This is a genomic window from Streptococcus sp. SO2, from assembly GCF_030440025.1.
On record NZ_JAQFJH010000011.1, the window covers coordinates 36,666 to 59,824 of the forward strand.

The window sequence follows — 23,159 nt, forward strand, 5'->3', positions numbered from 1 at the left end:
TTCTTTTTGAAATTAAATTTCTTCTTTTTTAATCAATTCTGTACGAATTTCCTGTGGTGCCAATAGTCCTGAATGAACTGGATATGGGCGTTCCAACAAGTCAAGAATGGTTTGTTGTTTTTCAGACACGCGAACATTTTCTTGGCTCATATTGTAGTAACGAAGGACATAGCCTTCTTCATTTTCAGCTACCTTAAAGGCCGTTGGACAAACTTGTGACAAGCTAAGTGCTGGATGGTTGAAGAGACTACCTGTTGCTGCAACGCTACCCTCCTGTTTTGCAACTTGAAGAGCTGTAAACGGAACTTGGAAGGCTTTGGCACGACGGAAGGCCGAGAAGCGTTCCCCTGCTTGATGGCATTCTACTGCAAACTCAACTTCGATATCGCGCAAGCACTGGGCTTCTGGTGTTGGGAAGTAGCCCCAGTCACCTAGCTCACCTGAAGCACGGAGAAGGGTTACAGCCATGGTGTCGTCTCCAAGGATTTCGTATTCGTTCAATCCTTTGTTTGAAACAGTCACTCCTTTAACATCATCATACAAGCTAACAAAAGCTTGTTGGTGTTGTGGATTTTCAGGATTTTCCCAAGAAGCTGCTACTTTATTTGGTCTTGTCACAACTTCATAGATGCTTTCAGAATCGTTACTTGGTCGAGTATTATGAGTTTTGACCAAGAGACGAATGCGGTGGTCTTTGGCTGTATTGGTAAAGCGAGTCTTGAAGCGAATCTGTGGATTGTCCACAAAGACAGTCATTTCTGTTTCAAGAGGAATGGTTGTCAACTCTTCTGAACGACCTGCATCTCGTTTCATGAACTCGATGATACCTCTTTGTTCAGCATCCAATTTTTCATCTGCACTAACTGGAATTGTCAAGTCATGCTTGAGCAAGACCTTAGCATAGCGAGCATTGTTTTCTAGAACTTCATAACCTTTCAGTTGAGCAAAGATTGGCTCTGTTCCTTTCGGTTGGAAGTAAATGTACTCGTTACCGATATCTCCACGGTCCTCAAATTGGATAATGTCTTCGTAGGCTTCATTTGTAGTCTTGTCGTAGACTGTAATTCCTTCATCTACACTCACAGTTACGAATGGTGTATCAATAACTCCATTTTGGTAAATACCATCACGGTGATTTACTTGACCTTCAACCAATTGGAAGCTTGCCCAAGAAAGAGGAGCAAGGTGAACTGGGATTGTCACGCGCACTTGACGTGCAATATAGGGTTGGCGGAATTTATCCTTAGGCAAAGTATAACCAAAACTTGCTCCCAAGTCTTCAATCTTGGCTTCAAGGACATGACCATCCAAATCTTCAACGTGATAATCTGGCAAGGTCACAGCTGCCATCTTCTTATAACCTTCAGTCGGATGCAATTCTTTGAAATCACACATCACAACATCCACTACAACACTTACTGTATCAACCTTGTCATGTAAAGCTGTGTTGACAACGGTAAAGAGGTGATCACTTTGCGCTTCCTGAGTTGCTATTTTATGTTTCCACTCATTGAGAAGGTTGGTCTTGACAAAGTTTCCGACTTGATTGACCTTGGCAAAGCGAGTTTCCATTTCACGGTGTACTTCATCAATACTACATCCACAGATGCTATCGTGTGGTGCATTTTGCAAAAGCACTTTCCAAGCATAGGTTAATTGATCCTTGTGGTTATGTCCACCAGTGATGATGGTCAAAGGTTCCACGACCTGCTCCAGCAAATTGCTGTTTTTTTGGAAAGCTTGTTTGAGATATACACGTGAAGAAGAGGTATTGGCAAGCGTGTACCAACCATCAGTTTCCTGGCTAGTCAACTCCCCTGTAACTGTTGATAGATGTTCAGGAAGTGCACTTTCCACTGCTTGAACGTATTCATCAAAGGAACTATGGATAAAGGTCACATCAGGGAAAAGCTCATTGGCCACGCGAATAGCTTCACTCAAGTTCCGTTGAACTGGTTGGTGGTCACATCCGTTCATCATCAACCATTGGTTAGTAGAAGCATAGTCGCGAACGTCTGCCAATTTTTGTTTCCAGAAAGTCAAAGCTTCGTCTTTATCCACTGGAATTTCATTCCCATTACTATACCAGTTAGCAAAGAGAATACCAAGCACACGGCTACCGTCTGCCCCTTGCCAGTACATTTCAGAAAATTGAGAGGTAAACTGCTCATCTTCGAGGACTTGGTTGTCAAATCCGATTGGTTTAACACCGCGACCAAAGGCTGCTACGTGAATACCTGATTTTTGAAGAATTTGAGGAGCTTGCCCCATATTTCCAAAGGTATCTGGGAAGTAACCAATTTGAGTAGATTTGCCCCATTTGGCACATTCCGCTTGTCCAATCAAGGTGTTGCGGACGTTAGCTTCACTTGAAATCAGGTAATCATCCTGCAAGATATAGAAGGGACCAATCTTAAGCTTGCCCTCGTCAATATAACGTTGCACCTTGTCACGGTTTTCAGGGCGAATTTCTAAATAGTCATCAAGGACGATGGTTTGGCCATCCAAGTGGAAACTTTTGAATTCAGGGTCATTTTCAAAAAGATCAAAGAGATTGTCAAAAAGTTCCACCAACTGCATACGGTGACTTTCAAAAGGTAGATACCACTCACGATCCCAGTGACTGTGAGAGATGATATGTACAACAACATTTTCCATGAGTAAAACCTCATTCTAACTTAAATTTAAAAATATATTTGTGATTCTTTACAAGAACCTATCGAGCTAAGGCTCATTAGCGAATATCTAAGTAATCCAAAACCAATTCGCAGAACATCATGTTGGCCCATGAGAACCATTCACGAGAGTAGAGAGTCGGATCGTCTACGTGGAAACTTTCGTGCATGACTCCAGTACCACCATCGCAGGCAACGAGTTGATCTAGCAAGAATTTCTTCTCTGCCTTATCCGTCGTTGTCAATCCTTGGATAGATAGAGCAATCGGCCAGATATAGCGGTAGAAGGTATGTGAACTTCCGAGTCCACTTGCGTACTCTCCTTGGTAGAAATATGGATTTTCAGGGCTCAGGATAGTGCGACGAGTTGCTTGATACACTTCATCGTTAACATCGCAGTAACCCAGATACGGAGCCGCCAATAAGCTTGGCACGTTTGGATCATCCATGATACTAGCATTTCCTAAACCGTCTACCTCAAAGGCATAAATCTTCTCGCCCTTACTATTTGTAGTGTAGGCGTAATTTTCGATACCTTCTTGAATCTCAGCTTGGAGACGTTGGGCATCTGCAATAATACTTTCGCTATCTACTAGATTTAATTCTGCAAAGATTTCTTGGACATAACCCAAAACAACCACTGCAAACATATTTGACGGAATTAAGTAGCTATACTGACAGCAGTCATCACTTGGACGAAAGGCTGACCAGGTCATCCCTGTCACAGCAAAGTCAGGACCAAAGCCGTCATTGACCAAGGTATCCTCCTTGCGATCAGTGTCACGAACGAAGCGATAAGGTGAGTTCTTGTGGTCTTGTTCCACTGTCCAGAGATGAAGGATTTCCTTAGTCGCTGTGACAAAGGTTTCATCAAATTGGCTAGTTTCGCCAGTTTCTTTCCACAGAAGATATGCTAACTGCAATGGGTAGCAAAGCGAATCAACTTCATACTTGCGCTCCCAAATCCAGCCATTGAGGTCTGTGTGATCAGTCTCGTGATGCCCCTTCCAGTTCTCCTCAATATTGAAAGAGTTGGCATAAGGATCTTTGAGAATCAAGGTCATCTGTCGTTTGACCAAACCAGCAATGGTCTGACGCAAACGAGGGTCTCTTTTAGCCACATGGAGGTAAGGTCTCAGCTGAGCAGTTGAGTCACGAAGCCACATAGCTGGGATATCGCCTGTCAGTACAAAAGTTGAGCCGTCTTCCAAAATCTCAACTGTATTGTCCAAGGTGTCTGTATAGCAACGTTCAAAAATATCTACCCATTCAGGATGATCTTTAGCACGCTCTGCCACCTCATCTAGCCACTCTCTGACAATTTCTTTTGAATATACCATAAACTATTTTGCCTCTTTCAAACAGATTTTCATTTTCAGTATATAGCTTTTAGTCCAGAAAATATATACACAAATGTTAGTCATTATTCTACAAAATTGTTATATTTTGAAGTCGCTTTCTAAATGTCTCCTTTTTCTGATATAATGTAGAAAACTACTGAAGGAATTACTATGAAACCTATACTTGAAACCATTGATACGCGTTTTGGAACAGCCAGTAAACATGCATTTTCACGAGGAAACACCCTACCTTACACAGGGGTTCCTTTTGGCATGAATTACTTTGTACCCCAGACTAGTGACCAGGAAGGATCTTGGTTCTTTGATCCCCATCTTCCTATCTTTCAGGGTATTCGACTAACCCACCAACCTAGCCCTTGGATTGGCGATTACTCCTGGCTCTTGCTGACACCAATTACAGGAGAAATCAAGGGTGATACTCTCTTCCACCGTCAGTCCTCCTATAATCTTGAGCGCGCTACGTTCAATCCTCATTTTCTAAAGATTTTTTCTGAACGCTACCAGATTGAAACGCAGCTAAGTCCTACTTGCTACGGGGCTTCTATTCAACTAAGACAAACACAGGGAAAAGAACTCTCCCTCTATCTTCATGCAACAGATGAACTGACAGTCGAACAAGTGGATAAGCGAACTCTGGCCCTGAGACAAGCAGGAGAAACCGAAACCAATAAAAGTCCTCTCGTCATGTATACTGCTCTCGCATTTTCTGTAGAAATCCTTTCTATTACGCAAGAGGGACAGGACTGGCGAATTGACTTAGACGAATCGGATGCTCAAGTTCAACTAGCAACTTCTTTTATTTCCAAAGAACAGGCCCTCTTTAATCTTCCTAAACAGGATTTTGAAGAAACAAAAGCAGTCGCCAAAGAAAGTTGGGAAGACCTTCTAGGCCGTTTTGATGTCGTGGAAACTGGTCCAGTAAACCGAACATTTTTTGATCACTGTCTTTATAGACTCTTTCTTTTCCCACAAACCTTCTATGAGGTAAATGAGCAAGGCGAAATCATCCATATGGACCTCGCTTCAGGAACAGTTAAACCAGGTCTTCTCTTTACTAACAATGGTTTTTGGGATACCTTCCGCACGTCATTCCCACTCTTTGCCTTGATTATTCCAGAGCACTATCGTCAGTTTCTCGAAGGCTTCCTCAATAGCTACCGTGACACCGGATACCTCCCTAAGTGGCTTGCCCCTGATGAAAGAGGCATGATGCCTGGCACCTTGATTGATGGTCTTATTGCCGATAGTGCTTGTAAAGGCATGGCACCTGATCTTGAAGAAGAATTTCTTAAAGCCATGATTGAAACTGCAACCAAGGCAGATCCAAAAGCTATCAACGGACGACACGGCCTTGCTCAATACCAAGAACTGGGCTATTTATCCACAGACCACCACGAAAGTGTCAGTCACACACTAGACTATGCTTACAGTGATTTTTGCATCTCTACCTGCGCAGCAAAATTAGGTCAAGAAGAGCTGGCACAAACCTATGCCCACTATTCTAAAAACTATCAGAATCTATTTGATCCTGAGACAGGATATATGAGGGCGCGTGATGTAGATGGCAACTTCCGTCCTGACTTTTCTCCTTATAGTTGGGGCCGTGATTATGCTGAGTGTTCAGCTATTCAAGCAAGCCTAGGCATCTTACATGATATTTCTGGACTTGGTCAACTAATGGGTGGAAAAGAAGCCTTTAGCAACTATCTCTTAAAAGCTTGTCAAAGTCTCCCACTCTTTGAAACGACGGGTTATGGATATGAAATTCACGAGATGAGCGAAATGGCAACAGCACCATTTGGTCAACTAGCCATTTCAAACCAACCAAGTTTCCACATCCCTTATCTGTTCCGTTACAGTAATTATCCTCAGTACACCAGTCTCTTAATCAAGACTCTCCGTCAAAAAGCCTTTCGAGCTGGCTGGGATGCTTATCCAGGAGATGAGGATAACGGTAGTTTATCGGCTTGGTATGTCTGGTCTGCCCTTGGACTTTACCCGACCTGCCCAGGAAAAGCTATTTATGACCTTGGGATTCCACTCTTTGACCACCTTCGTGTCTATCTAGCAGAAAAAAAACAGTGGTTGGATATTCGCACGCAACAAAATCATGAACACTTCCACTTTGTACAAGACTGTCATCTTGACGGAAAAGAAGTTCAGAGTATTGGTCACCAGGATTTGCTAAACGCCCAATCTCTCGACTTTACCCTCAGCTGGTTACCAAATCACTAATAGTTCAAATCCCTTTGTCATGTACAAGGGGATTTTCTGATTTATACCAAATCCTCCACAAAGTTATCCACAGACTGTGTATAACTTTCAATCAACTTTCAAATCAATTTCATGTACTTCCAAACGATTTCTCTCAACCATTTTTTTGACATTCTAAAGTAAAACGCCCTCAATAGACTGTTCTATCAGTCTTTATAACCGACTAGCTTAGTACCCAACTCATACATTCTATCTCTTTTTTCTAAACTAACATATGGAAAACAATTGTTTATTTCACAAAGTTATCCACAGATTGTGTATAACTTTTACTCAAGTACAAACTCCAGCTGATAAATTCCCCCTACATTTTTTATAGGAAATTTCGGATTTTGTTAGGCGCTTTCAAAAAAACATGATATACTGAAATTAATAGAAAAGGAGACATTATGAAAAAAGATCAACACCAACTTAATTGGCTGATGGTTTCTCTGATTGCCTTCAACATGGTTTGGGGGCTAGGAAACGTCGTCAACAACTATTCTCAACAGGGAATTTCAGTCGTCGTATCTTGGATTTTGATCCTCGCACTCTACTTCATCCCTTATTCCCTCATCGTTGGACAACTAGGTTCTACCTTTAAGGAAAGCGGAAGCGGTGTTAGTGATTGGGTTGAAAAAACATCAACCAAACGTTTAGCCTACTTTGCTGCTTGGACCTACTGGGTTGTGCATATCCCTTATCTCGCACAAAAACCTCAAGGAATTCTAATTCCGCTTGGTTGGGCCTTGCAAGGTAACGGACAATTTCTTAAACAAATCGACATCCACTGGATCGTTATTCTCTGCTTGCTAATCTTTGGACTTTTCCTCTACCTTTCTACAAAGGGATTGGCAACTCTAAAAGTCATTGGTAGCTTGGCAGGAAGTGCTATGTTGATCATGTCTTTACTCTTTGTGCTTTTGGCTGTCGGTCTGCCTTTCATTAAACCAGACATCCAATTTGCGACACCGCACATGGATCAACTGAGCACCTACATTCCAAATTTTGATTTTTCTTATTTTACAACGATTTCACTACTGGTCTTTGCAGTTGGTGGTTGTGAAAAAATTTCCCCTTATGTTAATCAAACTCGCAACCCTGCAAAAGAATTTCCAAAAGGTATGATTGTCATGGCCATCATGGTGGGGCTCTCTGCTATCCTCGGATCAGTTGCCATGGGAATGCTATTTGATGGCAATAACATCCCTGAAGACCTCATGCGTAATGGTGCTTATCAAGCCTTCCAAATGTTAGGAAATTCTTGGGGAGTTGGAAACCTCTTTGTCGTGATCTACGCTCTTACAAACATGGTCGGACAAATCGCTGCGCTTGCCTTCTCTATTGACGCACCATTGCAAATCCTTCTCAATAACGCTGATGAAAACTACATCCCAAGCTGGCTTCGAAAACGTACTGAAAAAGGTGTCCTCATTAACGGCTACCTCCTTACAGGCGTACTCGTTAGCCTTATCATCATTCTTCCAATTTTTGGTATTCAGGAAATTGACGGACTTGTAAAATGGATGACAAACCTCAATTCTATCGTAATGCCAATGCGTTACCTCTGGGTATTCCTTGCCTATATGATGCTTAATCGCGCTTGGAAAACATACAAAAATGCCGAATACAAGTTTGTGAACAATCCTAAACTTGGCTTTGTTATCGGTACTTGGTGCTTCCTCTTTACTGCTTTTGCTTGTATCCTTGGTATGGTTCCAAAAATTAACTACGCTGAAAATCCAACGGCTTGGCAATTCTCTCTTCTTACAAACATCTTGACTCCAATTATTCTGATTGGATTAGGTGTGATTCTACCAGTACTTGCCAAAAAAGAACAAAAGAAACAAATCAAATAATGCTACTACTAGCTAGATAAAATCGATTTTATCTTTGCTTGAAAGAATATTCTCAGCAAAAATCCCCTTTGAACTATATTGTTCAAGGGGATTTCTTTTTGTTTAATAGTCTATTTTTTACTTAGCTTCATACCAAGTCACGCCTTCATTCTCATCAGCAATCAATGGAACACTCAGTTGAATTGCTTCTTCCATGGTTTGTTTGACGAGTTTTTTGATAGCAGCTAATTCTGACTTAGGCACTTCAAGAACAATTTCATCGTGCACTTGTAGAAGCATCTTAGTCTGATAACCACCTGCAACCAAGGCTTTATCCAGCTGAATCATAGCAATCTTGAGAATATCTGCCGCAGATCCCTGGATAGGAGAGTTGATGGCAGTCCGCTCCGCAAAGCCACGAATGTTAAAGTTGCGCGAATTGATATCTGGCAACTCTCGGCGACGTTTGAAGAGGGTCTCTACATAACCCTTATCACGCGCTTCACGCACCACTTCATCCATGTAGTTTTTAATACCTGGGAAGCGTTCAAAGTAAGTATCAATATAGGCTTTTGCTTCCTTACGGCTGATGCCCAGATTATTAGACAAGCCAAAGTCTGAAATCCCGTAAACCACTCCAAAGTTAACCGCCTTGGCATTACGACGGTCATTCGGAGTCACATCCTCAGGACGTTCAATTCCAAAGACACGCATGGCTGTCGAGGTATGGATGTCAGCTCCTTCTTGGAAGGCTTTAATCAAGTGCTCATCCTTAGAGATATGCGCCAAAACTCGTAGCTCAATCTGTGAGTAGTCCGAGCTGAGAAGGACGCTATCTTCCCACTCTGGTACAAAAGCCTTACGGATAAGGCGACCTTGTTCCAAACGAACAGGAATATTTTGCAAGTTTGGATCGACACTAGACAAACGCCCAGTCTGAGTCAAATCCTGCACATAGCGCGTGTGAATCTTGCCATCCGCTAAAATCCAATCCTGTAGACCGATTACATAAGTCGATTGAATCTTAGCAATCTGACGGTAGTCGAGGATTTTTTTGACAATCGGCGCAATCGGAGCTAGACGCTCCAAGACATCTACCGCTGTCGAATAACCTGTCTTGGTTTTCTTGGTATATTCGAGAGGGAGACCTAGTTTTTCAAAAAGAAGGACGCCCAATTGCTTAGGTGAGTTGATGTTAAACTCCTCACCAGCCAACTCATAAATTTCTTGCGTCAGCTTTTCAATGACAAGCTCATTTTCAGCTTGCATCTCAAGAAGTGTTTCTTTTTTAACCTTGATCCCAGCGATTTCCATCTTAGCAAGGACAAAGGCTAGAGGTTGCTCCATGTCATAAAGGAGATCTAATTGCCCATTTTCGCTTAATTTTTCAAGTAAAACAGGCTCTGTCTCAACCAATACAGCAACCTTACGAGCCAAGTGTTCCAAGAATTTCTCTCGCTCAGGGATAGCTTTCTTGACACCCTTACCATAGAAGGATTCATCATCAACTAAGTAAGTTTGACCGTAGAGACTAGCGATGGTTGAAATTTCATTATTCTCAACAGTAGAGAGAAGATATTTTGCCAAGCGACTGTCAAAAGCTGGAGCCTGCAAATTCAAACCAAAACGATTTAAGAGGACTTTTGCTTTCTTAAAATCATAAACTTTCAGAGGTGTTTTTTCTAGAAAATCCTTTAGAATCGAATCCTGTAGAAGTTCCAGCTTATCTGTAGCATAGAGCTTGTCTCCGCACGACCAAGCAAAACCAAGCAAATCATCTGTATGGTAATTTTCACCAAAAAGTTCAAAGTGAAAGATAGAGTCGGCATTCAGCATATCTTCAGTCACTTTGTCAACCATGGTAAAATTCAAAGTCTCAGCTTGATTATCCTGAGAAGCATTCAAGGCTTGTTTGAGTTGCTTAAAGCCCATCTCATCGTAGAATTTACCTAAACTTTCTACATTTGGACCACTATAGACCAAGTCATCTAGGCCAATCTCAATCGGTGCCTTGGTATCAATAGTTGCCAGTGTTTTAGACAAAAAGGCCTGCTCCTTGTCATTGACGAGATTTTCCTTCATCTTGGAAGCCTTCATACCATCGATATTTTCATAAATACCTTCCAGCGAGCCGTGTTCTAACAAGAGCTTGATACCCGTCTTTTCACCAATCTTGGTCACCCCAGGAATATTATCAGACTTATCCCCCATGAGAGCTTTGAGATCAATAAACTGAGCTGGTGTAATCCCCATCTTTTCCATGAGATATTCTGGGGTAAAGGCCTCAAACTCAGCTACACCTTTTTTGGAAATTTCAACCACGGTATGCTCATCTGTCAACTGGATTAAGTCTTTATCCCCGCTGACGATGGTTACATCAAAAGATTCATTTTCAGCCAAACGACCCAAGGTACCAATGATATCATCCGCCTCATACTGGGCTAACTCATAATGACGAATCCCAAGATGATCTAGCAACTCACGAATAAAAGGGAATTGCTCGCGAAACTCATCCGGAGTCTTAGCACGACCACCCTTATAATCAGCATACATCTCGGTACGGAAAGTCGTCTTTCCTGCATCAAAAGCAACCAAGATATGACTCGGTTGGACGCGTTCCAACAGGTGATTTAGCATCAAATGAAAACCGTAGATTGCATTGGTATGTAGTCCATTGTCATTTTTAAAACGATCCAGTTGCTGGTAAAGTGCAAAAAATGCTCGGAAAGCAACTGAAGAGCCGTCAATCAATAATAATTTTTTCTTGTCCATACACCCATTATAAAGGAAAGCAGGGAAAAATACCATTAGGAAGAGCCCAAATGCTGAATAACACTTATGAGGCTGGTTTTTCTACTCGAACTCCATCAGCATCAACTTGAAATCCATCGATAGTCGTATTTACTGCCAATTCTCCAGATGCATTTACATAGTAATGTTTTCCTGAAATCTGGAACCACTGACTGGTTTTCATAGCTCCAGAACTTTCCAGATAATACCAAATGCCCTTATCTTTCAGCCAACCTGTCTGCATTTCACCAGATGACTTCAGATAATACCAATTCGAACCTTCTTTTAACCAGCCTGTCGTCATTCTACCATCAGCTTGCAAATGATACCAGTTCCCATTAATCTTCTTCCAACCAACTGCTTTCTGACCATTTTCATAGTAGTACCAACTTGTTCCCTCTTTTTCCCAACCATTTTTAGAACTACTTGTTTTAGTTAAGGGGATATAGCGTCTGTTTCCACTTCGTGAAATATAACTAATCCATTTATATCCTTCTTTTTCAAAGGTTTGATCATAATGAACACTCATTCCAGGTTCATAGTATTCAATAATAGTAGCTGTCAGTGTCGGCTGATCCATAATAGCTGATTTTTCTGTGAAGTGATGAGTTCCACTGAAAGCTAGTAGAGACTGATGAGGCCCTACACTAGCATTCCCAACATCTTTAAAGTGAATAAAACCAGTCATAGAACTCGCTTTTACAATTCTACGATGATACGTTTCTGTATAATCGTAATTGTACTCCTCAATTTCAATCATGTCTCCAATCACGTTAGATACCCAAGCTACGTGACCATATTGCCCTCTTGTACTCCAAGCAATCGCACCAATTGCTGGTTGCTGGTCCACACGATAGCCTTCTTTTTGGGCTCGATAACCCCATTGATTGGCATTCCCATAAGCAGCTGGTAGCTCAAAACCATTGACACTACTTAAACGAAAAGCAGCAAAAGAGGTGCATTGTCCCGAGTACATACGCCACTTATCAATTTTTTGACTTCCATTTTTATAATAATAGGGATAATCATCTCCTCGTGCCAGTGATCCATTATTTGCCTGGTTGGCATGAACAGTTCCTCCACCAAACCAAAAAGCTCCTGCTAGTAATAGTGAAGCTGATCCTACAGCTGTCTTTCTGAGAAAAGTTCCCTTTTTATGTCCTGCTTTAGTAAATGTCATTCATTCTCCTTCAAATAATTAGATTTTTGAGGTTGACCTCATCTATATCATTCGAAAGAAAAAGAAAAAAGTGAGAAACTTCCCACTTTCATGATTATCCTTAATCTAAATAATGAATTAAGTTCTTTTCTGTTAAAATATCTGAATAGGTGAAAGATTCAACAAAGACATTTGCCTGTTTGTCTCCTTCAACATTTCCAAACTCAACGATGAAGAGCGATGGATAAACCTCAATTAGTTTTCCCAAACGATTTTTTTGGCGTTTACGACCATTTTCTAAGGTCATTTCTACCACTTGTCCCTCATGCGCCTTAATTTCTTCTTTGATTTTTTTCATTTTAGCCACATCTGTAAATGCGTCTGTCATCTTGGTTCCTCCATCTTCGAAATACTTGAAAATTTATTATATTCTTTTTGGAAAATCAATTCTACCGTTCCGCGAGCACCGCTACGGTTTTTCTCGATAATCACTTCTACTTTATTATTTGGAATGCCTTCCTCTTCTTCACCACCACGCTCATAATAGTCATCACGATAGAGAAAAGCTACGATATCAGCATCTTGTTCGATAGATCCAGATTCACGAATATCAGACAAAACTGGTCTCTTATCTTGACGTTGCTCTACACCACGAGAAAGCTGACTAAGAGCTATAACTGGAACTTTGAGTTCTTTTGCTAAGATTTTCAACTGACGGGAAATCTCAGATACTTCTTGTTGACGATTTTCTCGACCAGTTCCAGTGATAAGCTGAAGATAGTCAATCAAAATCAAGCCTAGATTACCTGTTTCCTGAGCCAGTTTACGAGAACGAGATCGAATTTCTGTGATCCGAATCCCAGGTGTATCATCAATATAGATACTTGCATTAGCCAGATTACCCTGAGCAATCGTATACTTACGCCATTCTTCCTCGGTCAATTGACCCGTACGGATAGAATGTGACTCTACCAAGCCTTCCGCAGCCAACATACGATCGACCAAACTTTCAGCACCCATTTCCAGAGAGAAAATAGCAACTGTCTTATCGAGTTTGGTTCCGATATTTTGCGCAATATTCAAAGCAAAGGCTGTCTTACCAACCGCAGGACGAGCTGCCAAAATAATCAATTCTTCCTCATGCAGACCTGTCGTCATATGATCTAAATCTCGATAGCCTGTCGCAATACCCGTGATATCTGAAGTCTGTTGCGAACGAGCTTCTAGATTTCCAAAGTTAATATTCAATACATCGCGAATATTTTTAAAACCATTTCGATTGGCATTCTCACTGACATCAATCAAGCCTTTTTCTGCACGAGCGATAATTTCATCAGCAGGTTGAGAAGCTTCATAGGCTAGGTTTACAGACTCTGTCAACTTAGCAATCAGACGTCGAAGCATAGCCTTTTCTGCTACAATTTTAGCATAGTATTCCGCATTAGCAGAGGTTGGCACTGAATTGACAATCTCAACCAGATAAGACAAGCCTCCGATAGTTTGTAAATCACCTTGGCTATCTAGTATCGTCCGAACTGTGGTTGCATCAATAGCATCTCCACGATCAGACAAATCAACCATAGCCTGAAAAATCAAACGGTGAGCATACTTAAAGAAGTCCTGTGAATCGATATATTCTCGGACAAAAACGAGTTTAGTCTCATCAATAAAAATGGCTCCCAACACAGATTGTTCTGCCAGAATATCTTGAGGCTGAACACGCAGTTCTTCAACTTCTGCCATCAGACTTTCCTTCCTTTTACAATGTTGTCAACCAATCGTAAATTAAGCTTCCTTGACACGAAGATTGATTACACTTGTCACATCTTGATAAATCTTCACCGGAACATCAATCAAACCAACTGCTCGGATTGGTGATTGAACTTGAATGTGGCGTTTATCAATTTTAATACCAAATTGTTTTTGCAATTCTTCTGCAATCTTCTTGTTGGTAATAGATCCAAATGTACGACCATCTGGACCAACCTTTTCGACAAACTCAACGATGGTTTCTTCTGCTTCCAGTTTCGCTTTAATTTCCTTCGCTTCTGCAAGCATCTCTGCATGTGCTTTTTCTTCTGATTTTTGTTTACCACGCAACTCACCAATAGCTTGAGCTGTCGCTTCCTTAGCAAGGTTTTTCTTAATTAAAAAGTTTTGTGCATATCCAGTTGGCACTTCTTTAATTTCACCTTTTTTTCCTTTACCTTTAACATCTGCTAAAAAGATTACTTTCATTCTTCTGACTCCTTTTCTTTTGTTTCATTAAAAATAACTGTTTTCAGTTTATCTCCTGCTTCTTGCAGGCTCATATCTGTCAAACGTGCCGCAGCTAAGTTAAAGTGACCACCGCCACCTAACTCTTCCATAATTCGTTGGACATTGATCTTACTTCTGCTTCGCGCAGAAATGGAGATTGCTCCTTGACTATTCTTAGCAACTACAAAACTGGCCTCTATACCAGACATAGCAAGCATAGCGTCAGCAGCCTTACTAATAACAACCGTATCGTACTCTTTATCCTCCAAAGCTTGAGCAACCAGGATTGATGGCTGCACCATTTGCCCTTGTAAAATTAACTCATTTACTAATCGATATTCTTCAAAATCCGTGGCCGAAATTTCCTGAATGACAATGCTATCACTCCCTCTCGTTCTGAGATAACTTGCAACATCAAAAGTTCGACTAGTTACCCGAGAGGTGAAATTTTTAGTATCCAACATCATTCCTCCCATAAGAACACTAGCCTGAATGCGACTCAAACGTTTCTTCTTAGAGTTTTGAAATTGAATCAACTCAGTTACAAGTTCACTAGCACTGCTTGCTCCACTCTCGATATAGGTAATAACCGCATTATCTGGAAAATCTTGGTCGCGACGATGATGGTCAATGACAATCGTCTGTGTAAACAAGTCATAAAACTCTTTGGATAAGGTTAAAGCTGTCTTAGAATGGTCAACCATCACAAGCAAGGAACGTTTGGTAACCATTGTCATAGCCTGTCCTAAAGGAAGAAGTTTTGAAACACCCTCCTCTTCCAAGTAGTTAACCGCTCGAGCAATATCTGGAGACATTTGTGTAGGATCATAAATCACATAACTATCTTCCAGTACATTACTCGAAAACAACTGCATTCCAACCGCTGAGCCAAGAGCATCCATATCCAGATTCTTATGACCAACCACAAAAACTCGATCGACACTTTTAAGTTTATCTGAAATAGCTGTCATCATGGCACGAGTTCGTGTCCGAGTACGTTTAACAGATGCAGCTGAACCTCCTCCAAAGTAGATTGGATTTTTAGTTTCATCATTCTCTTTTACGACAACTTGGTCACCACCACGAACTTCAGCTAAGTTGAGATTAAGAAGAGCCACCTTCCCAATCTGATCATGATTCCCATCACCATAGGAAACTCCCATACTCATCGTTAGTGGTAAATTCCGTTGCTTGGCTTCTTCACGAAAGGTATCAATCACAGAAAACTTATCCTGCATCAAGTGACCAAGTACAGTGTAGTCAGTAAATAGATAAAACCGATCCATACTCACTCTACGAGAAAACATGGCATGTTTCCCAGCAAATTCTGAAACAAAATTTGCAACAAAACTATTGATATGACTAATGTCTGATTCAGACGTTTCATTTTCCAAATCATCATAGTTATCAACTGAGATAATCCCGATTACCGGTCTACTTGTCACAAGCTCAACAGTCGCCTCATACTCACCAGAAACATCAAAAAAGTATAAGACACCTGAATTTCTATCTAAATGCACTGCATAACGTTTCTCCCCAACAATGGCATAAGACCCTGGAGTAGAAATCGAACTCTTTAAAATCTTTTGAAATTGAGGAAAATCAATTTCTCCATCCTCAGTTGTCAAAATTAATTCCGCATAGGGATTGAACCATTCAATCTCACTGCTGTCCATATTTAATTTAACAACCCCGACAGGCATTTGCTCCAACAGAGCACTCAAACTATCCGTAGCCTGATGATTAACATACTGGATTTGCTCGATATCTGTTTTTTTGTAATATTTTTTCTGGAAATTAAATAGCAGAACATAGAATACGATAAATAAAAATAGACTTGCTATAGTGATAAGATTATCCTTTACTAACACAATCAAAATGGTCATAATCGTAAAGGTTACCATAGCAATCAGATACATAAAAAAGGGATTTATTTCATTTTTTTTCATTACAAACCTCTTGCGCATTATTATACCATAATTGTAGCCAAAATGCGACTTTTAAAGAGGGAACACTATTTTCAAATAATAGTAAAACATCCAAACTAAAAAGTGGTTTACACTAGTGTAAACCACTTTTACAGACTAATTTTTAAGATTATTTAACTTCTAGAAGACCAATATCTCCGTCTTCACGACGATAAATAACATTTGTTGTTTCATCTTCAACATCTACATAGATAAAGAAGTCATGTCCCAATAAATCCATCTGTAAGATAGCTTCTTCCAAATCCATTGGTTTCAAATCAATTTGTTTTGAACGAACAACTTTTGGTTGTGCTACATCTAAGTCCTCAACTAAAGCATCTGTAAAGAGTTGACTTGTAGATACTTTAGTTCTGTTCTTACGTTCAATTTTAGTTTTGTTTTTACGAATCTGACGCTCAATCTTATCTGTCACCAAATCAATAGAACCGTACATATCTTGAGAAATATCTTCTGCACGAAGAGTAATAGATCCAAGCGGAATGGTTACTTCTACTTTAGCAGTCTTTTCACGGTAGACTTTCAAGTTAACTCGCGCATCCAATTCTTGGTCTGCTTGGAAGTATTTTTCGATCTTTTCGAGTTTAGAAACTACATAATCACGAATTGCTTCTGTTACTTCTAGGTTTTCACCACGGATACTATATTTAATCATATAAGTACCTTCTTTCTAAACATATTTGTTTTTCTAATTATATTATAACGCTTTCATATTTTTTTTGCAAACTTTTTCCTCATCTTGCGAGGGAAAAAGTTTTAATATTCTGACAACCAGCCTCTAATAGCATACTTTTAAGACGATTCAAGGTAGTTCCAGTTGTATAGATATCATCAAATAGTAAGATATTTTCTGGAAGCTTCACTCCATCTTTCAACAAAAAGGGAAATATTGTAAGTAAACGATCTGCTCGATTTTTTGAAGAGCTAGCTTCAACTTCGTTTTTAATCAAAATATCAAGATATGATAACCCAGTATCCTTTATCAAACCCTCAACTTGATTAAAGCCTCTGCTTTTAAAACGCTGGCCACTCAGAGGAACAATCACAATCTGATAGTCCTTATACTTCTTTAACTCTTTTTTTAATATATCAGAAAATACCTTTCTAAGAAGATAATCACCATCAAATTTATAGCGACTAAAATACTCTTTCATGGCTTGATTATAGGAATAAAGCGCTACATGATCAACCTTTACACCTTTTTTACACCAAAATTGACAATCTTGACAGATCATTGACATTCCTTTTTTAAAACAACTAGGACAATGATTACCACCAATACTCTCGAAAGACGAAATACAGGATTCACATACTAGTTCCTCCTCCTTTTTAAAATAGAGCAGGTTAGTAAAGCTTATCTCTGTTTGCAAGCTTTTAGCACACAATAAACACTTCATACTCCTGCCTCCTGATTCATTTGTTTAATCTCCTTTATGGCTCTCTTAATAGACTGATTGAGTCCGTCATGGAAAAATATAAGTTCTCCAGTAGGACGATCCATGCTTCTTCCAACTCGCCCACCAATTTGTACTAAACTTGACTTGGTAAAGAGTTGATGATTGGCTTCCACCACAAAAACATCTACACGAGGGAAGGTAACTCCACGCTCTAATATAGTTGTGCTTACTAATATCGTCAACTCTCCATCTCGAAAGGCTTGTACCTGCTCTAATCGGTCTTCCGTGATTGAGGATACAAAGCCTATTTTCTCATTTGGAAATTTCTCCTGCAAAATTTCTTTTAGCTTTTCTCCCTTTTTTATTTCAGATGCGAAGATTAGTAAGGGATATGCCGTCTTTCTCTGTTTCTCAATGTAAAGTTTTAATTTTGGAGGTAAGCCATCTTTTTCTAAATATCTATTAAAATGCGATAACCAGATTGGCTTGGGAACAATGAGAGGATTTCCATGAAAGCGACGTGGCAAACTGAGACGCTTTAACTCCCCTTGTTTAACTTTTCTGTCTAACTCATCTGTTGACGTTGCTGTTAAAAATATTCTCAATCCATTTTCCTTTACACAATTGTTGACTGCATGGTAAAGCACTGGATTATCAACATAAGGAAAGGCATCCACTTCATCCACAATCAATAAATCAAAAGCTTGATAAAATTTTAATAGTTGATGAGTGGTTGCTACAACTAAAGGTGTACGAAAATAGGGATCCGACTCCCCATGTAGTAGTGCAATCTCACATGCAAAATCATTTTGTAATCGTTTATGGAGCTCTAAGCAAACATCAATTCGTGGACTGGCCAGACAAACAGCTCCACCCTGATTTATCACCTTAGCGACAACTTGGTAGATCATCTCTGTCTTACCAGCTCCTGTCACTGCATGTACCAAGGTGCCCTCCTTCTTATCTACCGCCTGAAGGAGTCCTTGTGATACCCGCTCTTGAAATGGAGTCAGTTGACCTGACCATTTGAGTATATCTCGCTTTGGAAAACATTCTTGCGGAAAGTAATAGAGTTTTTGATCACTTCTTATTCGCTTCATAATCAAGCATTCTCGACAATAAAAAGCACCAACAGGCAAATGCCATTCTTCTTTTATCTGACTACCACAACGCTGACAATATTGTTGGCCCTTCTCTTTTTTTATGGATGGAATTTGTTTTGCTAGTTGTCTCTCCTCAAAACTTAATTCTTGTTCCGTAAAAAGGCGACCGAGATAATTTGGATTTACTTTCATATTTCTTTATTCGTAAAATGTAGAACTTTACGCTATTTTTTAGTACAATAAAAATATGGAATACAGAACTATAAAAGAGGACGGACAAGTCCAAGAAGAAATCAAAAAATCACGCTTTATCTGTCATGCCAAGCGTGTCTATAGTGAAGAAGAGGCTCGTGATTTTATCACAGCTATCAAAAAAGAACACTATAAAGCGACCCACAACTGCTCTGCCTTTATTGTCGGTGAACGTAGTGAAATCAAGCGAACCAGTGATGACGGAGAGCCTAGTGGAACTGCTGGTATTCCTATGCTAGGAGTTCTGGAGAATCACAACCTTACTAATGTCTGTGTGGTAGTTACTCGTTATTTCGGCGGTATTAAACTAGGGGCTGGTGGTTTGATACGCGCTTATGCTGGTAGTGTTGCCCTAGCAGTTAAAGAAATTGGCATTATTGAAATCAAAGAGCAGGCAGGGATACAGATTCACATGACCTATGCCCAGTATCAAGAATATGGGAATTTTCTTAAAGAGCATAATCTCATAGAATTAGAGACAAACTTTACAGATCAAGTTGACACTATGATTTTCATTGATAAAGAAAAGAAAGACGGTATCAAGGCTGATCTCATTGAATTTTTCAATGGAAAAGTTACTCTAACTGACAAAGGTTTACGTGAAGTTGAAGTACCTGTAAACCTATCGTAAAGAAAGGAAATATCATATGGCTTTTGGAAGATTAATTCAGGGACTCGCTGGAAACTTCAGTGAGCAAAGTAAAGAAGCTCTTACCAAGGAGTTTGGACAATATTTATTAGAAAATGAAGAAATTCAAAGCGGATATAAACTCATTCGTGACTCAATTATCTTTACAAACATCCGAATCATCTTTACAGATAAACAAGGGGCGACCGGACGGAAGATGTCTATCAAATCAATTTTCCTCATGAACATCGTTAATGTTGAGATGGAAACTGCTGGACTTGGGATTGATGATAGCGAGATTACGATTACTTATTTAGAAAATGCCTTTTTAAAATCTCACAATGAACTTTTTAATTCTCATAAATTTGAATTTCCAAAGAAAACAGATATCATACCTCTATACACTTATCTGTTTGAATTAGCTTATCACAATCGTTTGAATATTAACGATTTGAATCACTGATATAAAGAAATCCTATCGGAGTGATAGGATTTCTATATTTTACAAAAGTTAAAGTTAGCGTTATACTAGTAGCATCTTATATAAAGAGGTGCTTATATGGCTATTTATAACAACATCACAGAACTCATCGGTAGAACACCGATTGTTAAATTAAACAACATTGTACCCGAAGGTGTAGCAGATGTTTATGTAAAACTTGAAGCTTTTAACCCAGGATCATCCGTTAAAGACCGCATCGCCCTAAGTATGATTGAAAAAGCAGAACAAGAAGGTAAACTTAAACCAGGTTCTACTATTGTGGAAGCAACAAGTGGAAATACTGGTATCGGACTTTCATGGGTTGGTGCTGCTAAAGGCTATAAAGTTGTTATCGTTATGCCTGAAACCATGAGTGTCGAACGTCGTAAAATTATCCAAGCTTATGGAGCTGAACTAGTCCTCACTCCTGGTAGCGAAGGAATGAAAGGTGCGATTGCAAAAGCGCAGGAAATTGCTGCTGAGCGTGATGGTTTCCTACCATTACAGTTTATTAACCAAGCTAACCCAGAAGTTCACGAAAGAACAACAGGAGCTGAAATTCTAGCTGATTTCGGAGCTGATGGTTTAGATGCCTTTGTTGCTGGTGTTGGTACTGGAGGAACTATTTCAGGTGTTTCTCATGCTCTTAAGGCTGCTAATTCAAACATTCAAGTTTTTGCAGTTGAGGCAGATGAATCAGCAATCTTATCAGGTGAAAAACCAGGACCTCACAAAATTCAAGGTATCTCTGCTGGATTCATCCCAGAAACACTTGATACAGAAGCTTATGATGGTATCGTTCGCGTAACCTCAGACAATGCTCTCGCACTTGGTCGTGAGATTGGCGGAAAAGAAGGCTTCTTGGTAGGTATTTCTTCTGCAGCAGCTATCTATGCAGCAATTGAAGTTGCTAAAAAACTTGGAGCAGGAAAAAAAGTCCTTGCTCTCGCACCAGATAACGGTGAGCGTTACCTATCTACAGCTCTCTATGAGTTTGAAGTATAGTCTCCTAAATACACTAAGCCCTTGTATAGGGCTTTTTGTTTACCTTTTAAAATAAACCTCTGAATCCCCCTCCAACAAAAGAAAAGGAAGCTGATTTGCTTCCTTACTTTTTTATTAGTTATTCAAGGCTGCTGCCATTGTAGCTGCAACTTCTGCTTCAAAGTCGTTTGCAGCTTTTTCGATACCTTCACCAACTTCAAAGCGAGCGAACTCAACTACTGAAGCGTTAACTGATTCAAGGTAAGCTTCAACTGTCTTGCTGTCATCCATGATGTAAACTTGTGCAAGAAGTGTGTAAGCTTGGTCAACTTTAGTGTTGTCAAGCATGAAGCGATCCATTTTACCTGGGATGATTTTATCCCAGATTTTTTCTGGTTTACCTTCTGCAGCCAATTCAGCTTTGATAGCTTCTTCAGCTTGAGCGATTACTTCATCAGTCAATTGAGCTTTAGATCCGTATGCCAAGTGTGGAAGAGCTGGTTTACCAACCATAGCACGGCTTTCATTATCTTGGTCGATAACGTGGTTCAATTGTGCCAACTCATCTTTAACAAATTGCTCATCCAATTCTTTGTATGAAAGAACTGTTGGTTTCATAGCAGCGATGTGCATTGAAATTTGTTTAGCAAGTGCTTCGTCTCCACCTTCGATTACAGAGATAACACCGATACGTCCACCGTTGTGTTGGTATGCTCCGAAGTGTTGTGCATCTGTTTTTTCAATCAAAGCAAAGCGACGGAATGAGATTTTTTCTCCGATAGTTGCTGTTGCAGACACATAAGCCGCTTCAAGAGTTTCACCTGAAGGCATTGTCAAAGCAAGAGCTTCTTCGTTGTTAGCTGGTTTTCCTTCTGCGATCGCTTTAGCTGTTGCGTTTACCAACTCAACAAATTGAGCGTTTTTCGCAACGAAGTCAGTTTCAGCATTTACTTCAACAACTGCTGCAACGTTACCATCAACATAAACACCAGTCAAACCTTCTGCAGCAACACGGTCAGCTTTCTTAGCTGCTTTTGCCATACCTTTTTCGCGAAGCAATTCGATCGCTTTTTCGATATCGCCTTCAACTTCAACCAATGCTTTCTTAGCGTCCATGACACCAGCACCAGATTTTTCACGCAACTCTTTAACAAGTTTAGCTGTAATTTCTGCCATTTTGATTCTCCTATATTTTTTAAAAATAGGAGAGCCGGGCTAAGCCCCGCCCTCCTAGGTAATTACTATTTATATGAATTAAGCGTTGTCGCCTTCTACAACTTCAACGATTTCTTCGATTGAGTCTGCTTGAGCTTCTGAAGCTGCAAATTCTGCTTCAACTGCTGCAACAGCATCTTCACCTTGGCGACCTTCGATGATAGCGTCTGCCAATTTAGCTGTAATCAACTTAACTGCGCGGATAGCGTCATCGTTAGCTGGGATGATTACATCGATATCGTCTGGATCTGTGTTTGTGTCAACCATCGCTACAACTGGGATTCCCAATTTTTTAGCTTCTTTAACAGCGATTTGCTCTTTATGTGGGTCAACTACGTACATTACATCTGGGATACGAGGCATATCTTCGATACCACCCAAGAATTTTTCAAGACGTGCACGTTGTTTGTTAAGAAGTGCAACTTCTTTCTTAGGAAGAACTTCAAAAGTTCCATCTTCTTCCATACGTTTGATTTCTTTCAAACGAGCGATACGTTTTTGGATTGTTCCCCAGTTTGTAAGAGTTCCACCCAACCAACGGTGGTTGATGAAGTATTGACCTGAACGTACTGCTTCTTCAGCAACTGCGTCAGCAGCTTGTTTCTTAGTACCAACAAACAATACAACTGCATCATTAGCTGCAGCATCACGCATGAAGTCGTATGCTTGGTCAGCGTATTTTACAGTTTGTTGCAAGTCGATAACGTGGATTCCGTTACGCTCAGTGAAGATGTACTTAGCCATCTTAGGGTTCCAGCGACGAGTTTGGTGACCAAAGTGTA

The 23,159-nt window shown here is 40.1% G+C and carries 18 protein-coding genes; 5 read left to right on the forward strand and 13 right to left on the reverse strand.

What is annotated here, in order from left to right:
- Window positions 1-12: 12 nt before the first annotated feature.
- Together PCY17_RS08940 and PCY17_RS08945 are read right to left on the reverse strand one after the other, a co-directional pair.
- Window positions 13-2,658: an alpha-mannosidase gene (locus PCY17_RS08940; protein WP_301393402.1), complete on the reverse strand. Its 2,646-nt coding sequence runs from the start codon at window positions 2,656-2,658 to the stop codon at window positions 13-15.
- A 76-nt stretch (window positions 2,659-2,734) separates the two neighbouring features.
- Window positions 2,735-4,015 carry a glycoside hydrolase family 125 protein gene (locus PCY17_RS08945; RefSeq protein ID WP_301393404.1) on the reverse strand — a complete coding sequence of 427 codons (1,281 nt, stop codon included), beginning with the start codon at window positions 4,013-4,015 and terminating at the stop codon, window positions 2,735-2,737.
- A 171-nt stretch (window positions 4,016-4,186) separates the two neighbouring features.
- Between PCY17_RS08945 and PCY17_RS08950 the strand changes: the two genes are divergently transcribed.
- Together PCY17_RS08950 and PCY17_RS08955 are read left to right on the forward strand one after the other, a co-directional pair.
- Window positions 4,187-6,271 carry a GH92 family glycosyl hydrolase gene (locus tag PCY17_RS08950; protein ID WP_301393406.1) on the forward strand — a complete coding sequence of 695 codons (2,085 nt, stop codon included), beginning with the start codon at window positions 4,187-4,189 and terminating at the stop codon, window positions 6,269-6,271.
- Between the two features lie 425 nt (window positions 6,272-6,696).
- On the forward strand, window positions 6,697-8,145 hold the full coding sequence (locus tag PCY17_RS08955; RefSeq protein ID WP_301393408.1) for an APC family permease: 1,449 nt from the start codon (window positions 6,697-6,699) through the stop codon (window positions 8,143-8,145).
- 117 nt (window positions 8,146-8,262) lie between these two features.
- Here the strand turns inward: PCY17_RS08955 and polA are convergent, their stop codons facing one another.
- From polA to PCY17_RS09000, 9 genes are all read right to left on the reverse strand, one after another.
- A complete protein-coding gene (polA, locus tag PCY17_RS08960) occupies window positions 8,263-10,896 on the reverse strand; it encodes a DNA polymerase I (protein ID WP_301393409.1) in 2,634 nt (877 codons plus the stop codon).
- 64 nt (window positions 10,897-10,960) lie between these two features.
- Window positions 10,961-12,094, reverse strand: a complete 1,134-nt coding sequence (locus tag PCY17_RS08965; RefSeq protein ID WP_301393410.1) for an N-acetylmuramoyl-L-alanine amidase family protein — start codon at window positions 12,092-12,094, stop codon at window positions 10,961-10,963.
- 100 nt (window positions 12,095-12,194) lie between these two features.
- Window positions 12,195-12,461, reverse strand: a complete 267-nt coding sequence (locus tag PCY17_RS08970) for a Veg family protein (RefSeq protein ID WP_301393412.1) — start codon at window positions 12,459-12,461, stop codon at window positions 12,195-12,197.
- Window positions 12,458-13,816 carry a replicative DNA helicase gene (gene dnaB, locus PCY17_RS08975; RefSeq protein WP_000852500.1) on the reverse strand — a complete coding sequence of 453 codons (1,359 nt, stop codon included), beginning with the start codon at window positions 13,814-13,816 and terminating at the stop codon, window positions 12,458-12,460. The genes PCY17_RS08970 and dnaB overlap by 4 nt, the downstream gene beginning before the upstream one ends.
- Window positions 13,817-13,858: 42 nt before the next feature.
- On the reverse strand, window positions 13,859-14,311 hold the full coding sequence (gene rplI, locus PCY17_RS08980) for a 50S ribosomal protein L9 (protein WP_000864204.1): 453 nt from the start codon (window positions 14,309-14,311) through the stop codon (window positions 13,859-13,861).
- The gene (locus PCY17_RS08985; RefSeq protein ID WP_070458234.1) at window positions 14,308-16,281 is read right to left on the reverse strand and encodes a DHH family phosphoesterase; all 1,974 of its coding nucleotides are present in this window, start codon (window positions 16,279-16,281) and stop codon (window positions 14,308-14,310) included. The genes rplI and PCY17_RS08985 overlap by 4 nt, the downstream gene beginning before the upstream one ends.
- Window positions 16,282-16,429: 148 nt before the next feature.
- Window positions 16,430-16,972, reverse strand: a complete 543-nt coding sequence (gene raiA, locus PCY17_RS08990; RefSeq protein WP_070458152.1) for a ribosome-associated translation inhibitor RaiA — start codon at window positions 16,970-16,972, stop codon at window positions 16,430-16,432.
- A gap of 79 nt (window positions 16,973-17,051) precedes the next feature.
- Window positions 17,052-17,714, reverse strand: a complete 663-nt coding sequence (locus PCY17_RS08995; RefSeq protein WP_301393417.1) for a ComF family protein — start codon at window positions 17,712-17,714, stop codon at window positions 17,052-17,054.
- Window positions 17,711-19,009 carry a DEAD/DEAH box helicase gene (locus tag PCY17_RS09000; protein ID WP_301393418.1) on the reverse strand — a complete coding sequence of 433 codons (1,299 nt, stop codon included), beginning with the start codon at window positions 19,007-19,009 and terminating at the stop codon, window positions 17,711-17,713. Before PCY17_RS09000 ends, PCY17_RS08995 begins: the two co-directional genes overlap by 4 nt.
- 55 nt (window positions 19,010-19,064) lie before the next feature.
- On the opposite strand from PCY17_RS09000, the gene PCY17_RS09005 reads away from it, so the two are divergent.
- The 3 genes from PCY17_RS09005 (at window position 19,065) to cysK (ending at window position 21,183) form a co-directional block, all read left to right on the forward strand.
- Window positions 19,065-19,700 (forward strand): YigZ family protein, encoded by a 636-nt coding sequence (locus PCY17_RS09005; protein ID WP_070458162.1) that lies wholly within the window; start codon window positions 19,065-19,067, stop codon window positions 19,698-19,700.
- A 16-nt stretch (window positions 19,701-19,716) separates the two neighbouring features.
- Complete coding sequence (locus tag PCY17_RS09010; protein ID WP_301393421.1) at window positions 19,717-20,160, forward strand: PH domain-containing protein; 444 nt, start codon at window positions 19,717-19,719, stop codon at window positions 20,158-20,160.
- Between the two features lie 96 nt (window positions 20,161-20,256).
- Complete coding sequence (gene cysK, locus PCY17_RS09015; protein ID WP_301393422.1) at window positions 20,257-21,183, forward strand: cysteine synthase A; 927 nt, start codon at window positions 20,257-20,259, stop codon at window positions 21,181-21,183.
- Between the two features lie 114 nt (window positions 21,184-21,297).
- Here cysK and tsf read toward each other — a convergent pair whose 3' ends face one another.
- Window positions 21,298-22,338 (reverse strand): translation elongation factor Ts, encoded by a 1,041-nt coding sequence (gene tsf / locus PCY17_RS09020; RefSeq protein WP_000808093.1) that lies wholly within the window; start codon window positions 22,336-22,338, stop codon window positions 21,298-21,300.
- Window positions 22,339-22,416: 78 nt separating this feature from the next.
- Window positions 22,417-23,159, reverse strand: a 743-nt coding sequence (gene rpsB, locus PCY17_RS09025; RefSeq protein WP_301393425.1) for a 30S ribosomal protein S2, incomplete at its 5' end; no start/stop codon positions are given.